An 18,970-nucleotide genomic window follows, 5' to 3' on the forward strand; every position below is an offset into this window, starting at 1 on the left:
CGCTGGCGGCCGTCGGCGTGACAGTGGTCGCCGCGGCGGCGCTGCTGGTGCCCCCGCTGACACCGGACCGGCCCGCCGACCCCCGGGTGCTGCCGACCGCCGGGCCGGTACAGCCGTCGCCCGCCGAACCGCCGGTGACCGAGGCGCCGGCCACCACGCCGCCGGCCGCGCCGACGACTCCGCCGTCGACCGGCGGCGCCCGCCCGCCGGCCGCCGGTCAGGCCGACGCCGCCGAACGGGTGGACGGGCTGATCGAGGCCGGGCTGACCGAGGGCCAGATCCGCGAGGACGTCGGGGTGGACCTGCGCAACCTGCTGCGTAACGCGGTCGCCGCGAACGGCGGGACCGAGGTGACCGCCGCCGTGGACCGGCTCCGCGGCAAGATCGACGAGCGCCGCCGCGAGGGCAGCATCAGCCCCGGGTACGCGCGGCGACTCGACGCCGCGGCGGCGGAGCTCGTGGCCGGGCAGACCTGACGGGGGTCAGCGGGCGACGGTCTGGCCCCGCCGGACGGGTCAGCCGGCGACGGCGGGCACCACCGCCCGGGCCGGCCGTGCGGGCGCCCGCGCGGCCAGGAAGCCCCGGTAGACCGCCTCGTAGTCGGCGACCATCCGCTCCACCGAGAAGTTCTCCGCCACGTGCGCCACGCAGTCCGCCGGGTCCAGCTCCGCCGCCGCCCGCAACGCCGCCGGCAGCTCGCCCGGGTGGTCGCAGACGAAACCCGTGACCCCGTCACGGACCAGCTCCGGCACCGCGCCCCGGCCCAGCGCCACCACCGGCGTACCCGTCGCCATCGCCTCCACCATCACCATGCCGAACGGCTCCGCCCACTGGATCGGCATGATCAGGCAGCGGGCGTCCAGCAGCAGCCGCAGCGCGGTCGCCCGGTCGGCGTTCACCACGGGCGTCACGTCGTCGCCGAGCAGCGGCCGGACCACCTGCTCCAGGTAGCGGCGCTCGGCCGGCTCGTTGCACTTGCCCGCGAGCGTGAGCGGCAGCCCGGCCGCCCGGCAGGCCGCGATCGCCACGTCCGGGCCCTTGTCCGGGCTGAACCGGGCCAGCCAGAGCACCGGGCCCGCACCCGGGCTGCGCTTGCGCGGGATGTCGCGCAGGGGCATCGCGTTGTGCACGGTGCCGGCCCAGGGCAGCCCCGGGTTCGCCCGGCGCTGGGCGTGCGAGATCGCGACCAGGCCCACCCCACGGTCGGTGTTGCCGAGCACCGTGCCGTACTCGCCGACCGGGTTGCCGTGCACGGTGGCCACTGTGGGTACCCGGCGGCGGCCGGCCACCATCGGGCCGATCGTGGTGTGGTCGTGGATCAGGTCGAAGTCGGCCGGGTCGACCAGGCGGTCCACGTGGGCCAGGTGCGCCAGTTCGGGCAGCGACTCGCCCATCCGCTCGTACTGGAGGTCGTCGCAGGTGGAGACGAAGTCGGCGGCGGTGCCGTGCTCGGTGCCGGCACCGAACAGCGTGACGCTGTGCCCCCGGTCGACGAGCGCGTCGACGAGGCCCGCCACCACCGTCTCCAGCCCGCCGTAGCCGGGCGGCGGCACGGTCAGCCACGGCGGCACCACCATGGCGATCCGCAACGGACCGCCGGCCCCCGCGCGCTCCGAGGACTGCTGGTTCACGGCCACGAGTCCTCCCCGTCGGTCCCCGGCGTACCCCGCTGGGCGCGGGTTCCCGACCCGGCCCGCGGTAAACGACAGCCGGTCAGCCGGCCACCACGATCCCGACGTGCACCTCCCGTACGCCGGGCAGTGCCCAGGCGGCCCGTTCCGCGTCCTCCCGCTGCCACCAGGCGCTCACCACGCCGTCGAGCACCACCGTGTCGCCGTCGACCCGGGCGTCGATCCGCTCGGTTCCGGTACGCCGTAGCAGCAGGCGGCGCAGGTCGAGCCGCTTCTGCTCGTCGCTCGGCGGGGTCGGTGGCCGCACCTCGACCAGGTTCGTCACCCCGCGTACGCCGCGCAGCCGGCGCAGCTCCCGTTCGGCGGTACGGCGCTGGAAGCCGAACTCGACCTCGCCGCGGAGCATCACCCAGCCGTCGGCCACCGTGACGTCCAGCCGCTCGGCGGGCACGAAGCTGTCCCACTCCAGTGCCCGGCTCGCCGCGATCGCGATGTCGGCGTCGGTACGCAGGTCCGTGGCGGGTAGGTCGACCGCCAGGTCACTGGCGACCGCCCGTACGCCGCGTACCCGGTGGGCGCATCGCTCGACGGCCCACCGCCGGGCGTAGCTGTCCACCTGCCCGGTGAGGGTGACGACGCCCTGCGAGACCGTCACGCCGACCTCGGTGGCCCGGGTCTGCGCGTCCCAGTCCAGTTCGGCGAGGACGTCGCGCTGGATCTCCTGGTCGGTACGCACGGCGGACGTGGTGGTCATGTCCCGAGCGTGCCGCCGGTACGGGTGAGGCGCGCTCACCCGTACCGGGTGAGAAACGAGGAGGGGCGGCGGGTGACGGAGCCAACCCCCTTGGCTCCGTCACCCGCCGCCCAGGAGGGAGGCAGGTCCTCGGGACTATGACGTCTCGGCGAGCGTCACGGTTGCGTTCTCGGTGGATCCGTTTCGCTTGTACTGCACCTCGACCCGGTCACCGACCTTGCCGGCCTGCACGGCGCCGACCAGGTCGTTCGAGTCGTTGATCACCTTGCCGCCGAACTTGGTGATCACATCGCCGCGCTGGATCCCGGCCTTCTCGGCGGGGCTGCCGGGCGTGACGGCGGCGACCAGCGCCCCACCGTCCTCGGCGCCGTTCACGCTCACCCCGAGCGACGGGTGGCTGATCTTCTCGCCGCGCTGGAGCTTCTCGGCCACGTCCTTGGCCTTGTTGCTCGGGATGGCGAAGCCGACGCCGATGTTTCCGGTGCTGCCCTGCCCGGCGGTGGCGATGGCGGTGTTGATGCCGATCACCTCGCCCCGGGTGTTGACGAGCGCGCCGCCGGAGTTGCCCGGGTTGATCGGGGCGTCGGTCTGGAGCAGGCCGGAGATCGAGCTGGCGCCCTGCTGCGGGTTCTGCTGGCCACCCTCCCCCGCCTGGATGGTGCGGTCGCGGGCGCTGAGGATGCCGGCGGTGACCGAGCCCTGGAGGCCGAGCGGGCTGCCCAGGGCGAGCACCTGGTCACCGACCTGCATGGCGTCGCTGTCGCCGAACTTGGCCGCCTTCAGGTCGCTCATGCCGCCGGCCCGGACCACCGCGAGGTCGGTCTTCGGGTCGGTGCCGACGATCTTCGCGGAGGCGCTCTTGCCGTCGGCGAAGACCACCCGCACGGTGTCGCCACCCGCGCCGGCGACGACGTGGTTGTTGGTGAGCACGAACCCGTCGGCGCTGAGGATCACCCCGGAACCCTCACCGCTGTTCGTCATGATCGTGACGATGCTGTCCTGGACGGAGGCCGCGATCTTGGGCAGGTCGGCGCTGTTGATGACCGGGGCGGAGGAGTGGGTGCGGGTGGGGCCGCCCTCGTCGAGCGCGAGGGCGAGCGCGCCGCCGGCTGCGCCGGAGCCGAGCATCAGGACCAGTGCCAGCGCGCCCGCGCCGACGAACTTCCCGGCACGGCTGGGGCGGGCCGGCTGCTGCGGGCCCCACTGCGGCATCGGCTGCCCGGGCTGGTAGGGCTGGTAGCCCTGCTGCGTCTGGTACGGCTGTGCCTGGTACGACGGCACCGGGCCGCCGTGCTGTGTGGACGGGTAGCCGCCGGCGGCCTGCTGGTTCCAGCCGCCCTGCTGGTGCTGCTGCCCGTACCACGGGTGGGGCTGCTGCGGCTGCCCCGAGGCCGGGTACGGCGGCGCGGACGGCGTCGCCGGCTGCGGCGGGTACGGCCCGGCGGGCGCGGCGTTGCCGGCGCTCTCCGCCGGGTTCGTGTGTCCGGCGGGCGTGCTGGTTCCGGCGGCCGGGGAGTCGGCCGGAACCGACGCCGCGGCCGGGGTGGTGGAGGAGTCCGACGTCCCGCTCTCGACGCGGGGCAGCTCGGCGGTGTGGTGCGACGGCTCGGCGTCGGCGGGGGCCGGCGACCGCTGCGGATCGGTCTCGTGGTCGGTCATGTCACCAGCTTTCCCCGTAGCACTGTCACCAGCCTGGAATCCGCCTGGAAGTTTTCTGAATGTCACTCGCCCGGCTCGGGCGCCTCGGGCAGCAGCGGCAGCTTCACCCGGAACGTCGCCCCGCCGCCCGGCGTCTCCGCCACCTCGACCGTGCCGTGGTGCGCGGCGACGAGCGCGGCCACGATGGCCAGGCCGAGGCCGGTGCTGATCGGTCCGCCGGCCCGGCGGGTACGCGCCGCGTCCACCCGGTAGAACCGCTCGAAGACGCGCTCGGCCTGCTCCGGGGTGAGGCCCGGACCGGTGTCCGCCACCTCCACCACGGCGAGGTTGCCCGCCTCCGCCCGCAGCCGCAGCGTCACCGAGGCGTCGGACGGGGTGTGGGTGAGCGCGTTCGTCATCAGGTTGCCGATCACCTGGCGCAGCCGGGCGTCGTCGCCGAGCACCACCAGCGGGCCGGAGCCCGGCTCCCGCTCCAGCTCGATCCGCCGGTCCGGGTCGACCACCCGGGCCGCCTCCACCGCGTCGGACGCCAGCACCGGCAGCTCGACCGGGCTCAACGCGATCGGCCGTTCCCGGTCCATCCGGGCCAGCAGCAGCAGGTCCTCCACCAGCAGACCCATCCGGGACGCCTCGTCCTCGATGCGGCGCAGCAGGTCCGCGGTCTGCTCCGGCGCGCGGGCCGCGCCCTGCCGGTACAGCTCGGCGAAGCCTCTGATGGTGGTCAGCGGCGTGCGCAGCTCGTGCGAGGCGTCCGCGATGAACTGCCGCATCCGCTCCTCGGACCGGCGGGCCCGCGCCTCCGACGCCTGCGCGTACGCGGCGGCGTCCCGTGCGCCCATCTCGGCGCTGCGCGCCGCCGCCTCGGAGGCGGCCCGCGCGGTGAACGCGGCCTCGATCTGCGCCAGCATGGCGTTCAGCGCCCGGGACAGGCGGCCCAGCTCCGAGGTCGGGCACGACCGCCCCTCCTCCGGGTCGGGCACCCGCCGGGTCAGGTCACCGCCGGCGATGGCCGCCGCCGTACGCTCTATCTCCACCAGCGGCTTCAGGCTGGTACGGACGATCCCGGCGCCGACGGACGCCAGCGAGATCAGCACCGCGCCCCCGACCAGGAGGTCTATCCACACCAGCCGCCCGACCGCGGAGTCGACGCCGGTGAGGTGCTGCCCGAGCGCGATGATCCGCCCGTCGGGCAGGGCGGTGTAGAGCATCCGCCACCTGCTGCGGCCGTCCTCGGAGCGGACGGTGAACGGCTTGCCCACCCGATCCTGGTAGCCCGCGAATTCGGAGGGGAAGCGGGGCAGTTCCTCTTCGCGCAGGCCCTCGTAGCGCGTCGGCTCCTCCGGCAACTCGCCGGGCGCCATGACGGACGCCACGTAGTCCGACGGAATGGTGATCTTGATTGGGCCGCCGCCGGCCTTGTCGAGCGTGTTGGCCACCGTGTACGCGCCGCCGCGGAGCTGGTCGTCCGCCTGCCCGATCAGATAGTTGCGCAGCAGGAACGCCGTCAGGCCGCTGATCACGACGAGCGCCACAGCCACGAGCGCGAGGACGGCGGCGACGAGCTTCAGCCGGAGCGGGACGCTGCGCAGCCTGCCCTTCGCGTCGTGGACGACGTTCACGCCGCCGGCTTGCGTAGCACGTATCCCACTCCCCTGAGCGTGTGGATCAGGCGGGGCTGGGTGTTGTCGACCTTGCGCCGCAGGTACGAGATGTACGACTCGACGATGTTGTCGTCACCGCGGAAGTCGTAGTTCCAGACGTGGTCGAGGATCTGCGCCTTGCTGAGCACCCGGTTGGCGTTGAGCATCAGGTAGCGCAGCAGCTTGAACTCGGTCGGCGACAGCTGCACGCGCTGGCCGGCCCGGTGCACCTCGTGCGTCTCCTCGTCCAGCTCCAGGTCGGCGAAGGTGAGGCGGGACGGGGTCTGCTCGCCGGTAGCGGTACGCCGCAGCACCGCCCGGATCCGGGCGGTCAGCTCCTCCAGGCTGAACGGCTTGGTGACGTAGTCGTCGCCGCCCAGGGTGAGCCCACGGATCTTGTCGTCGGTGGCGTCGCGCGCGGTCAGGAAGACCACCGGGGTACGGGTACCGCCCTCGCGCAGCATCCGGATGACCTCGAAGCCGTCCAGGTCGGGCAGCATCACGTCGAGCACCACCAGGTCGGGCCGGTGGTCCTTGGCGGCGTTCAGGGCGGCGCTGCCGCTGGTCGCGGTCGCCACGTCGAAGCCCGCGAAGCGCAGGCTCGCGGAGAGAAGTTCGAGGATGTTGGGGTCGTCCTCGACGACGAGAAGCCGGGCCTCGGTCTGGGTAGCCGCCATGCGACCCATCATCCGCGCTCCGGCTGCGGTCGCGCTGGGTGCCGGCTGGAAACAACCTGTGAGATCAGCGGAGCAGCCGCCGCAGCCCTTCCAGCGCGCCGTCGAGCAGCCGGATCGCGGTACGGAGCTGGTTGTCGCTGAGCCGCCGGGCCCGGACCAGCGCCCCGACCTCGACGGTGAACGCGGCCAACCGCTGGTCGAAGTCGGCGAGCAGCGGCGAGTCGTCCGGGCGGGCCGATCCCCCGTCGCCCGCCGGCCGGGCGCCGGCGGACGCCGTCCAGCCGCCCTGCCGGGTCTGCCGGGCCACCTCGCGCAGCTCCCGCTTCAGGTCGCGCACCGATCCGCGTACCTCGGTGCGGATCTCCCCGGCCAGCGCGGACAGATCCTCGACGGCGGCGCCGATGTCGCTCTCCAGCGTCGACAGCTCGTCGGCGCGCTGCCGCAGTTCGGCGCGGCCCGCCTCGGTGATCTCGTAGACCTTGCGCCCGCCCGCGGCGGTGTGGGTGACCAGCCCTTCGGCCTCCAGCCGTTGCAGGCGCGGGTAGATGGTGCCGGCGCTGGGCGCGTACAGGCCGAGGAAGCGCTCCTCCAGCAGACGGATCAGCTCGTAGCCGTGCTTCGGGCCGTCGTCGAGCAGCTTCAGCAGGTAGAGCCGGAGCCGGCCGTGGCTGAACACGGCGGTCACGGCACGTCCTCCACATGGTCGGCGGGCGCGACCGGGCGGGCGAGCAGCGCGATGCTGCCGGAGGTCGCGGAGGCCCAGAGCCTACCCGCACCCCCGCCGAGCACACCGTGGCTGTCCTTGATCGAGCCCAGGCCGCGCCCACCGCTGTCCACCTGCGGGAAGCCGCTGGTGATCTTGCCCGAGGTGGTGTGCAGGTGCACCGTGAGGTCGCTGTCCTCGCGGACCCGCACGGTGATGCTGCCGGAGATGGCACTGAGCCGGATCTCGCTGCCGCGCGGGTTGTCCAGGTCGCAGGTGATCGAGCCGGAGACGGCGTGGGCGCGGACCCGCTCGGGCGCGCTGTCGGCCAGGATCAGCTCGCCGGACACCGTCTCCAGGTCCAGGTCGCCGCCGATGCCGAGCGCCTCGACCGGCCCGGAGATGACCTTCGCGCTGGTGCGCCCCCGCAGCCCGCGCAGCGTGACCTGGCCGGAGGTGACGTCGACCCGGGTCTCCCGGCGCAGCCCGGAGGCGACGAGCGCGCCGCTGACCACCGACAGGGTGGCGAGCACGTCCGGCGGAACGGCGACCGACACCTCGGCCCGGATCCGGTTGCCGAACCAGGAGAAGATGCCGAGCAGGCCGGGCTTGCGCTTGTGCCGGATCGTCAGCCGCCCGTCGCGCACCTCGACGAGGAGCGGCCTGTTGCTGATCCGGGTCACGTCGACCCGGGCCGGACCGTCGGCGCCGACCACGTTGAGCCGACCGCTGATCAGCTCGGCGTCGACCCGGGTGATCGGCTCGTCCAGCGTGATCCGCTGCGGGTTGTCGACCGTCCAACTGGCCATGACACGCTCCCCTCGTCGGCGGGCCGATCGACGGCGCGCCAGGTGTTGCGAGGAGCATAACGCGATACATCGCGACTGAACAAGACACTATCGCGACTATGTCGCGTCTCCGGCCCGGCGGGTCAGGCCGCCAGGTAGAGCCGGGTCGCGAGCACGGGACGAGGAGTCGGGTGGATCGCGGCCTCGGCGATCCGGGCCAGCGCCCTGCGGTCCGCACCCTCTGCCGGGTGCAGCGCGGCGCTCACCGTCACCGACACGGTCAGGTCCCGGGCGGCGAGCACCCGGCGTACCGAGGCCCAGAGCGTCTCCTCACCCAGGAAGGCGGGCAGCGTGCTCGGGTCGCCCGCGTACCGGTAGCCGATGCGCAACGGCACCACCGGCGCGCCCGCCGCCACGGCGGCCTCGAACATCGCCGGGCGGAAGCCGCGGCCCGGCCGGCAGTCCGTCGCGGCGCCGCACCAGGTCGTACCCTCCGGGAACACCGCCACCGACCGGCCGGACCGCAGCGCGCCGGCCACCCGCGCGACGGTGGCCGGCAGGTCACGCGGCCGGGACCGGTCCACGAAGACGGTGCCCGCCGAGGCGGCCAGCGCGCCCACCAACGGCCAGCTCCGGACCTCACGCTTCGCCACCATCCGGGCCGGTGACACGGCCAGCACCGCCAGGATGTCCAGCCAGGAGACGTGGTTGGCGACCAGCAGCGCGCGCCCGCGCGGCGCCCGTCCTCCGACCAGCAACCGGATCCCGAGGGCACGCAGCGTCCACAGTGCCCAGCCGCGCAACGCGGCCTGGCCCCGGCCGGCGGGCAGCAGCGGCAGCAGCACGGCCAGGCCCACCCCGGCCGGCAACATGCCGAGTACGCCCAGCAGCCGTCCCGCCCGGCGCAGCCGCGACACGTCCGGGGCGGCCGGCGGCGGCAGGCAGTACGGCCCGCAGCCCGAGGTGGGCCGCCACAGGCCCTCCCCCTCGACGCCCACGCCCAGGTCCGCGCCGAGCCCGGGAACAGCGGCGGCGGTCACGACCCGGCCTCGCCGAGGAAGTGCCGCAGATAGCGCGGGTTCATCCGGTCCAGCGAGAACAGCACGTAGAAGTCGGCGCAGCCGAAGTCCCTGTCGTACGCCGGCTCCCCGGCCACCCAGGCGCCGAGCCGCAGGTAGCCGCGCAGCAGCGGCGGCACGAGCGCCCGGCGTTGCGCCGGGGTGAGCGCGGCGAGGTCGGCGGCCTGCGCCTCGGCGAACCAGGGCCGGCGCGGGGTGACCCGAAGCAGCGGCGGGGCGAGGTGCCGGGCGGTGACCTCGGCCCACACCTGCGCGGCGGCGGTCCCGCCGTCGGCGACCGGCACCGAGGCGCAGCCACCGAGCCACCGGGCACCGCGCAGGTGCAGGTAACGGCAGATCCCGGCCCACATGAGGTTGATCACGGCGCCGGTGCGGTGGTCCGGGTGGACGCAGGAGCGGCCCGCCTCGACCAACTGGTCGCGGAGCGGGGCCAGCGGGCCCAGGTCGAACTCGGCGTCGGCGTACCGGCGGTCGGTGCGGCCGGGCGGCAGCAGCCGGTACGTGCCGACGACCTCGCCGGTGCCCTCGCGCACCACCACCAGGTGGTCGCAGTGCGCGTCGAACTCGTCGGTGTCGAGCCCGGTGGCGGCGGTCGGCACCGTGGCTCCGAGTTCGCCGGCGAACACCTCGTGGCGCAGGCGTTGCGCGGCCGCGACCAGAGTCGGGTCGTCGGCGATCAGCAGGGTGTAACCGCTGGTCGTGAGCGGTGCGCCAGCGGCGTGCAGAACGGCCATGGCTCCTGTGTAGGTGCCGCGGGTTGCCACCGGACGGGATGAGGGGTGTCGATCCGGTGAACGCCGGCCGGCGGCGGCGTGCGAACCGGGACGACCGGGGCGGGACGGCGTGTGCGAGGCTGCCGGGCGGACCGCCCGCGACGGCGCCGGCGGAGCTGAACCCGGAGGTGCACATGCTGGTCGAGGCCCGCTTCCAGGGGCCGGACGGCTCCGGCAACGGAGGCTGGAGCGCCGGGATCTTCGCCGCGCTGATCGACGACCGGGGCCCGGTGGAGGTCACGTTGCGCCGGCCGCCACCGCTGGACACCCCGCTGGCCGCCGCCGACGGCGAGGTACGCGATCCGGACGGCCACCTGATCGCCCAGGTACGCCGGGTCGAGCCGCTCGACGCGATGGTGCCGCCGGTGGACCTGACGACGGCGGCCGAGGCCGCGCGGGCGTACCCCGGCCTGGTCGACCACCCGTTCCCCCGCTGCTACGTCTGCGGTCCGGCGAACCCGGACGGGCTGCGGATCTTCCCCGGACGGCTGCCGGACGGGCGGACCGCCGCGCCGTTCCGTGCGCCGGCCGCTGTGGTGCCCGCGACGGTGTGGGCGGCGCTGGACTGCCCGGGCGGCTGGGCGGTGCTGGCACCCGGCCGGCCGTACGTGCTGGGGCGGATCGCCGCGCAGGTCACGGCGCTGCCTCGGCCCGGCGACGAGTGCGTGGTGACCGGCCTCGCGGTCGGCGGCGAGGGACGCAGGGCCGAGGTGCACACCAGCCTGTACGGTTCGGACGGCGCGCTGCTCGGCCGCGCCCGGGCCACCTGGGTGGCGCTGCCGACGGCCTGATCTCCTCCCTGAGGAGGACGGCGCGTACGCGTCCCGCCTGATTGACCCCCTTGCGCCGGGTTGGAAGGCTGTTGCGGGGCGCCCCGCAACGGCGCCCCCACCGGCGCGCGTCGAGCCCGCCGGGGCAGGAGAGGAGAATGATGTCCGACGGGCAGCCACGCCCCAGTGCCGGGACCGGCCAGATCATCGTGTCCGGCCTGACCAAGCAATACAAGACCGTCCGCGCGGTGGACAACCTGTCGTTCACGGTCGAGCCGGGCCGGGTCACCGGCTTCCTCGGCCCCAACGGCGCCGGTAAGACGACCACGCTGCGCATGCTGCTCAACCTGGTGACGCCGAGCGCCGGCACGGCCACCATCGGCGGCAGCCGGTACGCCGACCTGACCGACCCGCTGCGTACGGTCGGCGCGGTGCTGGAGGCGTCCAGCGCGCACAAGGGCCGCACCGGCATCAACCACCTGCGGGTGATCTGCGCGGCGGCGGGCCTGCCGAAGGAGCGCGCCGACGAGGCGCTCGCCCTGGTCGGGCTCTCGCCCGCGGCGAAGCGCAAGTTCAAGGGCTACTCGCTGGGTATGAAGCAGCGGCTCGGCATCGCGGCCGCGATGCTCGGCAACCCGCAGGTGCTGATCCTGGACGAGCCGGCCAACGGCCTGGACCCGGAGGGCATCCGCTGGATGCGCGGCTTCCTCAAGGGGCTGGCCGCCGAGGGACGTACGGTGCTGGTCTCCAGCCACCTGCTCTCCGAGATGCAGCTGCTCGCCGACGACGTGGTGATCATCGCGGCCGGCAAGCTGGTCCGGCAGGGTCCGGTCGACCAGGTGATGGCTTCGATGACGCACGACGTGCAGGTGCGGGTGCGTACCCCGCAGGCCGACGACCTGGCCGCGGCGCTGCGCGAGCAGTCGGCCACCGTCGACACCGACCCGCACGGCGCGCTGCTGGTGACCGGCGTGGACGCGCCGACGGTGGGCCGGGTCGCGCTGGCCGCCAAGGTCGAGCTGCACGAGCTGACCACCGAGCGCCCCGACCTCGAAGGGGTCTTCCTGGAGCTGACGGCCGGAAAGGCGGAGATCCGATGACGCTTGTCCGATCCGAACTGCTCAAGATCCGTACCACCAGCACCTGGTGGATCTTCGGGTTGATCAGCCTGGCGCTGTGGGCGCTCACGCTGTTCTTCAACTGGTTGCAGACCGATGCGCTGGCCGGCGGGGACTTCGGCGAGGTGCCGGCCGACCAGTCCGACCAGTTGCAGGCCATCTCGGCCGCCGACAACCTGGCGGCCAACCTCTACACCAACGGCCAGTTCTTCGGGCTGCTCATCGTGCTGCTGCTGGGCATCGTGGTGGTGACCAGCGAGTTCTTCCACCAGACGGTGACCACCACGTTCCTCACGGCGCCGCACCGCACCGCGGTGATGCTGGCCAAGCTGGCCGCGGCCGGCGTGCTCGCGCTGCTGTTCTGGCTCGTCACCACCGTGCTGAACCTGATCATCTCGCCGGTGATCCTCAACTCGGTGGACGTCGGCTCGCAGCTCGGCAGCGGCGCCGTCTGGCGGGCGATCGCGCTCAACGGCCTGGCCTACCTGCTCTGGTCGGTACTCGGCGTCGGGCTCGGCGTGCTGATCCGCAGCCAGATCGGGGCCACGGTGACCGGCATCCTGTTCTACCTGGGCGGCGCGATCGGCGCGGTCATCGTCCTCAGCCTCCTCGCGGCGCGGTACGGCGACTGGATCAACAAGCTCCAGCTGCTGGTCCCGTCGCTCGCCTCCGGGCTCATGGTGGGCGGCGACACCGACATCCCGGGCAACCCGCCGCAGTGGGCCGGCGCCCTCGTGCTGATCGGATACGCGGTGGTGGCCGGCGCGATCGGCGTCGCCACGATCCGCAAGCGCGACATCTCCTGACCTCACGGTCGGAACGGACCCCGGTCGATGACGGACGTCGTCGGCCGGGGTCCTGCTCGTCTAGCAGGAGTCGGCGGATCACGCAGCGTTTGCCGAACTTCTGGCATCTTCTGTGAAACGGACCACCAGCCGGAGGCGAGAATGCCTGCGCGCAGCGCACGGCGTAGCCTTGGCATCGGTTTACCCAGCGTCGGCAACCGGGGGTCACCGGGGGCCACCGTGACATTCACAACCGCGTGAAAGAGGCGATTAGCGGCCGTGTCGACCCAGCAGACTTCGCAGGAGAACCCACTGGCGGGTTTCGGCCCGAACGAGTGGATCGTCGAGGAGATGTACCAGCGCTACCTCGCCGACCCCTCGAGCGTCGATTCGGCCTGGCACGACTTCTTCGCCGACTACCGGCCGGCCCCGGGCGCCGCCACACCGCGCCCGGACGGGCAGGCCAAGCCGGCCGCGAAGCCGGAGCCGGCCGAGCAGCAGGAAGCGGTGGCCACTGTCACCGCGCAGCCCGCCAAGACCGAGCCGAAGGCCGCCCCCAAGGCCGCGCCCGCCCCGGCCAAGCCCGCCGCCAAGCCGGCGGCGAAGGCGCCCGAGCCGGCCAAGAAGTCCGCCCCGGCCAAGCCGGCCGCCAAGGCGCCGACCGCGAGCGCCGCGGGCACCACGCCGCTGCGCGGCGTCGCCGCCAAGATCGTGCAGAACATGGACGCGTCGCTCGCCGTCCCGACCGCCACCAGCGTGCGCTCCGTCCCGGCCAAGCTGCTCGTCGACAACCGCATCGTGATCAACAACCACCTGACCCGCGGTCGCGGCGGCAAGGTCAGCTTCACCCACCTGATCGGGTACGCGCTCGTCCGCGCGGTCGTCGAGCACCCGGAGATGAACAACTCCTTCGCCGAGGTCGACGGCAAGCCGGCGATGCTCCGCCCGGAACACGTCAACCTGGGCATCGCGATCGACCTGGTCAAGCCGGACGGCTCGCGCAACCTGGTGGTGCCGTCCATCAAGGGCTGCGAGCAGATGGACTTCCGGCAGTTCTGGCAGGCGTACGAGGACGTGGTCCGGCGCGCCCGCCGCAACGAGCTGACCATGGAGGACTACTCCGGCACCACGATCTCGCTGACCAACCCGGGCGGCATCGGCACGGTGCACTCGATCCCGCGTCTGATGCAGGGGCAGAGCGCCATCATCGGCGTCGGCGCGATGGAATACCCGGCCCCCTACCAGGGCATGAGCGAGGCCACCCTGGCCGAGAACGCGGTCAGCAAGGTCATCACGCTGACCAGCACCTACGACCACCGGATCATCCAGGGCGCGCAGTCCGGCGAGTTCCTGAAGGTCATGCACGAGCTGCTGCTCGGCGAGCGCGGCTTCTACGACGACATCTTCACCTCGCTGCGCATCCCGTACGAGCCGGTGCGCTGGATGCGCGACGTGGCCGTCGACAGCGAGGGCCAGATCAACAAGACCGCGCGGGTGCACGAGCTGATCCACGCGTACCGGGTGCGCGGCCACCTGATGGCCGACACCGACCCGCTGGAGTTCAAGATCCGCAAGCACCCGGACCTGGACGTGCTCCAGCACGGGCTCACGCTGTGGGACCTCGACCGCGTCTTCCCGGTCAACGGCTTCGCCGGCCAGCAGCGGATGAAGCTGCGCTCGATCCTCGGCGTGCTGCGTGACTCGTACTGCCGCCGGGTCGGCATCGAGTACATGCACATCCAGGATCCGGAGGAGCGGCGCTGGATCCAGGAGCGGGTCGAGCGCAAGTACGAGAAGCCCAGCTCCGACGAGCAGAAGCACGTGCTGAACCGGCTCAACGCCGCCGAGGCGTTCGAGACGTTCCTGCAGACCAAGTACGTCGGCCAGAAGCGTTTCTCGCTGGAGGGCGGCGAGTCGCTGATCCCGCTGCTCGGCGAGGTGTTGGAGTGCTCCGCCGAGGCCGGGCTGGACGAGGTCGTCATCGGCATGGCCCACCGCGGCCGGCTCAACGTGCTGGCGAACATCGTCGGCAAGCCGTACGAGAAGATCTTCTCCGAGTTCGAGGGGCACCTCGACCCGCGGTCCACGCAGGGCTCGGGCGACGTGAAGTACCACCTCGGCCAGAACGGCAAGTTCACCACCCCGGACGGCGAGCACGCGGTCAAGGTGTCGGTGGTGGCGAACCCGTCGCACCTGGAGGCCGTGGACCCGGTGCTGGAGGGCATCGTCCGGGCCAAGCAGGACCGCATCGACCTCAAGCTGGAGGGCTACACCGTGCTGCCGCTCGCGGTGCACGGTGACGCCGCCTTCGCCGGCCAGGGCGTGGTCGCCGAGACGCTCAACCTCTCCCAGCTGCGCGGCTACCGCACCGGCGGCACCGTGCACGTGGTCGTGAACAACCAGGTCGGCTTCACCACCGCCCCGGAGTACAGCCGGTCCAGCCTCTACAGCACCGACGTGGCCCGGATGATCCAGGCGCCGATCTTCCACGTGAACGGCGACGACCCGGAGGCCGTGGTCCGGGTGGCCCGGCTCGCGTTCGAGTACCGGCAGGCGTTCAACAAGGACGTCGTGATCGACATGGTCTGCTACCGCCGGCGCGGGCACAACGAGGGCGACGACCCGTCGATGTCCAACCCGGAGATGTACAAGATCATCGACTCGAAGCGGTCGGTCCGCAAGCTCTACACCGAGGAGCTGATCGGGCGCGGCGACATCACCGTCGAGGACGCCGAGGAGCTGCTGCGCGACTACCAGGGGCAGCTGGAGCGGGTCTTCAAGGCCACCCGGGACGCGGCGACCGCGCCGCGTCAGCTCAGCCGCCCGGCCCGGGAGGATGAGCCGGAGCCGCAGGTCGACACCGCCACCGACGCCGCCGTGGTCAAGGCGGTCGGTGAGGCGCACGTCAACCTGCCGGAGGGCTTCACCCCGCACAAGCGGATCCAGCAACTGCTGGAGCGGCGCCGCAAGATGTCCGTCGAGGGCGGCATCGACTGGGGCTTCGCCGAGATCATCGCGTTCGGCTCGCTGCTGCACGACGGCGTCACCGTCCGGCTCGCCGGGCAGGACTCGCGCCGCGGCACGTTCGTCCAGCGGCACGCCTCGGTGGTCGACTCCAAGACCGGCGAGGACTACCTGCCGCTGAAGTCGCTCACCGCCGACGGCGAGCGGTCGCGCTTCTTCGTCCACGACTCGCTGCTCTCCGAGTACGCGGCCATGGGCTTCGAGTACGGCTACTCGGTGGAGAACATCAACGCGCTGGTGGCCTGGGAGGCCCAGTTCGGTGACTTCGTCAACGGCGCCCAGTCGGTGATCGACGAGTTCATCTCCTCCGGCGAGGTGAAGTGGGGTCAGCGATCCGCGGTGACCCTGCTGCTGCCGCACGGCCACGAGGGCCAGGGCCCGGACCACACCTCCGGCCGCCCGGAGCGGTTCCTCCAGCTCTGCGCCGAGGACAACATGCGGGTGTCCATCCCGACCACCCCGGCGAACTACTTCCACCTGCTGCGCCGCCAGGCCCTGTCGCCCAAGCGCAAGCCGCTGGTGGTGTTCACGCCGAAGTCGCTGCTGCGGCACAAGCTCTGCGTGTCGCCGGTGGAGGACTTCACCACCGGGACGTTCTCCCCGGTGCTGGCCGACACCGCTGCTCCGGCGCCGGAGCAGGTCAAGCGGGTGCTGCTCTGCTCGGGCAAGGTCTACTACGACCTGTTCCAGGCCCGGCAGGAGCGGGGCGTCACGGACACCGCGATCATCCGGATGGAGCAGCTCTACCCGCTGCCCGTCGAGGAGGTCCGGGCCGCGCTGGCGCAGTACCCGAACGCCGAGGACTTCGCCTGGGTCCAGGAGGAGCCGGCCAACCAGGGCGCCTGGTCGTTCGTCGCGCTCAACCTGCTGGAGCACCTGCCCGAGGTCCGGCTGCGCCGCATCTCCCGCCCGGCCGCCGCCGCACCGGCGGTCGGCTCCGCGAAGATGCACGAGGTCGAGCAGAACGCGCTGATCGAGGCGGCTCTCCCCCGCCCGTGACACCACCGGCAGCGGCCCGTCCCGACCCGGGGCGGGCCGCTGCCGTACGACGACGAGAGGAACACCGTGTACTTCACCGACCGTGGCATCGAGGAGCTGGTCGAGCGCCGTGGCGACGAGCAGGTCAGCATGGAGTGGCTGGGCGAGCGGCTGCGTGACTTCGTCGACCTGAACCCGGAGTTCGAGACCCCGATCGAGCGGTTCGCCACCTGGCTGGCCCGTCTCGACGACCCGGACGACGACTGACCCGGGCGACGGACCGACGCGCCGCGCGGCCGGGCCTCAGCCGGTCGAGCCCCGCCCGAGCACCTGGAGATCTCCGGTACGCCGCAGCTTCTGCCAGCCCAGCCGGCCGCCGGTCAGCGCGGTGCCGACCGCCTGGAGCAGCACCAGGTACATCACCTGGCGGTAGACGAACTGCTGCAACGGCAGCACCCACAGCACGCCGAGCTTCTCCCGGTCCAGCCGGAAGGCCAGCACCGCGGTGAGGAGCTGGAGCGCGAGCATCGCCAGCCAGGCCACCACCGTGTCGCTGCGGTCCAGGAAGATCAGCCCGTAGATCGCGAGCAAATCGATCACCGGTGCGGCCAGCGGCAGCAGCACACCGAAGAGCGTCAGGAACGACAGGCACCGCCGCCCGAACCGGCCCGACGGGCCGCTGTCGATCACCGAGCGCCGGTGCTTCCACATCGCCTGCATGGTGCCGTAGCTCCACCGGTACCGCTGCTTCCACAACTGGCCGATGGTGGTCGGCGCCTCGGTCCAGGCGCGGGCGCTCTCCTCGTACACGATGTGCCAGCCGGCGCGGCCGATGGCGATGGTGACGTCGGTGTCCTCCGCCAGCGTGTCGTCGGTCATGCCGCCCACCTGCTCCAGCGCCTGACGCCGGAACGCGCCGATCGCGCCCGGGACGGTGGGCATGCAGCGCAGCGTCTCGTAGAGGCGGCGGTCGAGGTTGAAGCCGATGACGTACTCGATGTGCTGCCACTTGGCGATCAGGCCGCGGCGGTTGCCGACCTTGACGTTGCCGGCGACCACGCCGACCCGGGGGTCGGCGAAGGGCTGGACCAGCCGGCGGACCGAGTCCGGCTCGAAGATCGTGTCGCCGTCGACCATGACGATGAGGTCGTGCCGGGCCAGCGCGACGCCGGTGTTGAGGGCGCTCGGCTTGCCGCCGTTGGGCTTGCGGACGACCCGGACGTTCGGCAGCCCCAGCGCCGCGACGATGTCGGCGGTGCCGTCGGTCGAGCCGTCGTCGACCACCACCACCTCGATGCCGCCGGGATGGTCGCCCAGGGCCAGCGAGCGGACCGCCGCGGCGATGCCCTCCCGCTCGTTGTACGCGGGCACGATCACCGAGACCGGTTCGGTGACCGGCGGCCCCCAGGACCAGTCGCGGCGACGGCGACGGCGCGCGTGCCGTGTGGCCAGGACGAACAGCAGCAGGGTCCGGCCGACGGTGAGCACCCCGACGAGCACGAAGAAGACGCCGAGCACCCCGAACATGCCGTCGGCCACGCGTACCGCGCCGACCAGCACGTGGCCCCGCAACCGCTCGTCGAGCGAGGCCGCCGTCTGCCCGCCCACCGGGCCGGACACTCCGGCGGCCGCGAGCGTGTGGTTGAGCCCTTCGCTGACCGTGGTGAAGCGGTACCCGCGTTCCAGCATCGCCGGGATGTACCGGTCCAGTGCGGCCACGGTGCCGGACCGGTCGCCGCCCGCGTCGTGCCAGAGCGCGATCGTGCCGGCCGTCCCGTCGGGCGTGGCGTTGGCGACCATCTCCTCGGCCGACGGAAGCTCCCAGTCCCGGCTGTCGACGTCGTTTACGACTGTGAGGTAGCCCAGCTCGCCCGCCTGCCGCAGCATCGGCCAGTCCCGGTCGGTGTACGCGTCGGCGCGGGACGAGTACGGGAACCGCAGCAGCGACGGCCGGACGCCCGTGGTGCTGGCGATGGCGAGCTGCGTCTGCGCGTACTCCAGCTCGCGCCGCCACTCCGGCAGCGCGGCGAGGTCGGGGTGGGTGAACGTGTGCACGCCCAGCTCGTGTCCCTCGGCCACCAGCCGGCGGGTCACCTCCGGGTTGCGGACGACCTGCGAGCCGATGACGAAGAAGGTGCCCTTCACCTGGTACTTGTCCAGGACGCGCAGCACCTCCGGCGTCCACCGCGGGTCGGGTCCGTCGTCGAAGGTGAGCGCGACGGTACGCGGCGGCAGGCGGTGCGACTGGGTGCGGCCCTCCGCGCCGACGTTGACGATCGGGCCGCCTCCGATCACCGAGCTGGGGACCTCCCGCTGGCTGCCGGGCGTCACCCGGTTGTCGGGCACGAACGCGGCGTTCGTGTACGCCTCGACGACCAGCAGGCCGCCCAGGACGACCACGACCATGGCGACCAGGGCCCAGCTCGGCCGGGGCAGCAGACGCCGGCCGCGGGACCGGCGCGCGCCGGGGAGCTGCCGGACGTCCAGGACGACGGTGGCCTCGTCCGGCTGCCGTCCGGCCCAGGGCCGCCGGAGGGCGTGCACGCGGCGGGGGTCCAGCGGGACGGTGGGCTGGTCGCGGTTCGACGGGC

15 protein-coding genes and 1 pseudogene are annotated in these 18,970 nt (G+C 72.9%); 6 read left to right on the top strand and 10 right to left on the bottom strand.

Going from position 1 to position 18,970, the window contains the following annotated elements:
* A pseudogene (locus F8279_RS23765) lies at nucleotides 1-476 on the top strand (serine/threonine protein kinase); the annotation flags it as partial.
* A 39-nt stretch (nucleotides 477-515) separates the two neighbouring features.
* Here F8279_RS23765 and F8279_RS23770 read toward each other — a convergent pair.
* The 9 genes from F8279_RS23770 to F8279_RS23810 form a co-directional block, all read right to left on the bottom strand.
* Nucleotides 516-1,577 (bottom strand): glycosyltransferase family 4 protein, encoded by a 1,062-nt coding sequence (locus F8279_RS23770; protein WP_225853387.1) that lies wholly within the window; start codon nucleotides 1,575-1,577, stop codon nucleotides 516-518.
* Between the two features lie 136 nt (nucleotides 1,578-1,713).
* Nucleotides 1,714-2,385 (bottom strand): BON domain-containing protein, encoded by a 672-nt coding sequence (locus tag F8279_RS23775; protein WP_151501118.1) that lies wholly within the window; start codon nucleotides 2,383-2,385, stop codon nucleotides 1,714-1,716.
* A 135-nt stretch (nucleotides 2,386-2,520) separates the two neighbouring features.
* Complete coding sequence (locus F8279_RS23780) at nucleotides 2,521-4,044, bottom strand: S1C family serine protease (RefSeq protein ID WP_151501119.1); 1,524 nt, start codon at nucleotides 4,042-4,044, stop codon at nucleotides 2,521-2,523.
* Between the two features lie 62 nt (nucleotides 4,045-4,106).
* On the bottom strand, nucleotides 4,107-5,663 hold the full coding sequence (locus F8279_RS23785; protein WP_151501120.1) for a cell wall metabolism sensor histidine kinase WalK: 1,557 nt from the start codon (nucleotides 5,661-5,663) through the stop codon (nucleotides 4,107-4,109).
* A complete protein-coding gene (locus tag F8279_RS23790; RefSeq protein WP_018784806.1) occupies nucleotides 5,660-6,361 on the bottom strand; it encodes a response regulator transcription factor in 702 nt (233 codons plus the stop codon). Before F8279_RS23790 ends, F8279_RS23785 begins: the two co-directional genes overlap by 4 nt.
* Nucleotides 6,362-6,425: 64 nt before the next feature.
* Entirely contained in the window at nucleotides 6,426-7,046 is a 621-nt protein-coding gene (locus F8279_RS23795; protein ID WP_091422387.1) for a PadR family transcriptional regulator, read from the bottom strand.
* The gene (locus F8279_RS23800) at nucleotides 7,043-7,873 is read right to left on the bottom strand and encodes a DUF4097 family beta strand repeat-containing protein (protein ID WP_151501121.1); all 831 of its coding nucleotides are present in this window, start codon (nucleotides 7,871-7,873) and stop codon (nucleotides 7,043-7,045) included. Before F8279_RS23800 ends, F8279_RS23795 begins: the two co-directional genes overlap by 4 nt.
* Before the next feature lie 122 nt (nucleotides 7,874-7,995).
* Nucleotides 7,996-8,850, bottom strand: a complete 855-nt coding sequence (locus F8279_RS23805; protein WP_192580757.1) for a 1-acyl-sn-glycerol-3-phosphate acyltransferase — start codon at nucleotides 8,848-8,850, stop codon at nucleotides 7,996-7,998.
* A 38-nt stretch (nucleotides 8,851-8,888) separates the two neighbouring features.
* Nucleotides 8,889-9,665, bottom strand: coding sequence for a GNAT family N-acetyltransferase (locus tag F8279_RS23810; protein WP_151501123.1), 777 nt, complete (start codon nucleotides 9,663-9,665; stop codon nucleotides 8,889-8,891).
* A gap of 173 nt (nucleotides 9,666-9,838) precedes the next feature.
* Here F8279_RS23810 and F8279_RS23815 point away from each other — a divergent pair, with 173 nt between their 5' ends.
* The 5 genes from F8279_RS23815 (at nucleotide 9,839) to F8279_RS23835 (ending at nucleotide 16,646) form a co-directional block, all read left to right on the top strand.
* Entirely contained in the window at nucleotides 9,839-10,495 is a 657-nt protein-coding gene (locus F8279_RS23815; RefSeq protein WP_151501124.1) for a hypothetical protein, read from the top strand.
* A 140-nt stretch (nucleotides 10,496-10,635) separates the two neighbouring features.
* Nucleotides 10,636-11,574 carry an ABC transporter ATP-binding protein gene (locus F8279_RS23820; RefSeq protein ID WP_091423264.1) on the top strand — a complete coding sequence of 313 codons (939 nt, stop codon included), beginning with the start codon at nucleotides 10,636-10,638 and terminating at the stop codon, nucleotides 11,572-11,574.
* The gene (locus F8279_RS23825; RefSeq protein ID WP_091422372.1) at nucleotides 11,571-12,398 is read left to right on the top strand and encodes an ABC transporter permease; all 828 of its coding nucleotides are present in this window, start codon (nucleotides 11,571-11,573) and stop codon (nucleotides 12,396-12,398) included. The genes F8279_RS23820 and F8279_RS23825 overlap by 4 nt, the downstream gene beginning before the upstream one ends.
* Nucleotides 12,399-12,656: 258 nt before the next feature.
* Complete coding sequence (locus F8279_RS23830) at nucleotides 12,657-16,400, top strand: multifunctional oxoglutarate decarboxylase/oxoglutarate dehydrogenase thiamine pyrophosphate-binding subunit/dihydrolipoyllysine-residue succinyltransferase subunit (RefSeq protein ID WP_091422369.1); 3,744 nt, start codon at nucleotides 12,657-12,659, stop codon at nucleotides 16,398-16,400.
* Between the two features lie 66 nt (nucleotides 16,401-16,466).
* Nucleotides 16,467-16,646, top strand: a complete 180-nt coding sequence (locus tag F8279_RS23835) for a DUF6104 family protein (protein ID WP_091422365.1) — start codon at nucleotides 16,467-16,469, stop codon at nucleotides 16,644-16,646.
* A 36-nt stretch (nucleotides 16,647-16,682) separates the two neighbouring features.
* Here the strand turns inward: F8279_RS23835 and F8279_RS23840 are convergent.
* The coding region (locus tag F8279_RS23840; RefSeq protein WP_225853386.1) for a bifunctional polysaccharide deacetylase/glycosyltransferase family 2 protein at nucleotides 16,683-18,970 on the bottom strand (2,288 nt) is incomplete at its 5' end.

It is taken from the genome of Micromonospora sp. AMSO1212t (genome assembly GCF_008868145.1).
GTDB lineage: Bacteria > Actinomycetota > Actinomycetes > Mycobacteriales > Micromonosporaceae > Micromonospora > Micromonospora tulbaghiae.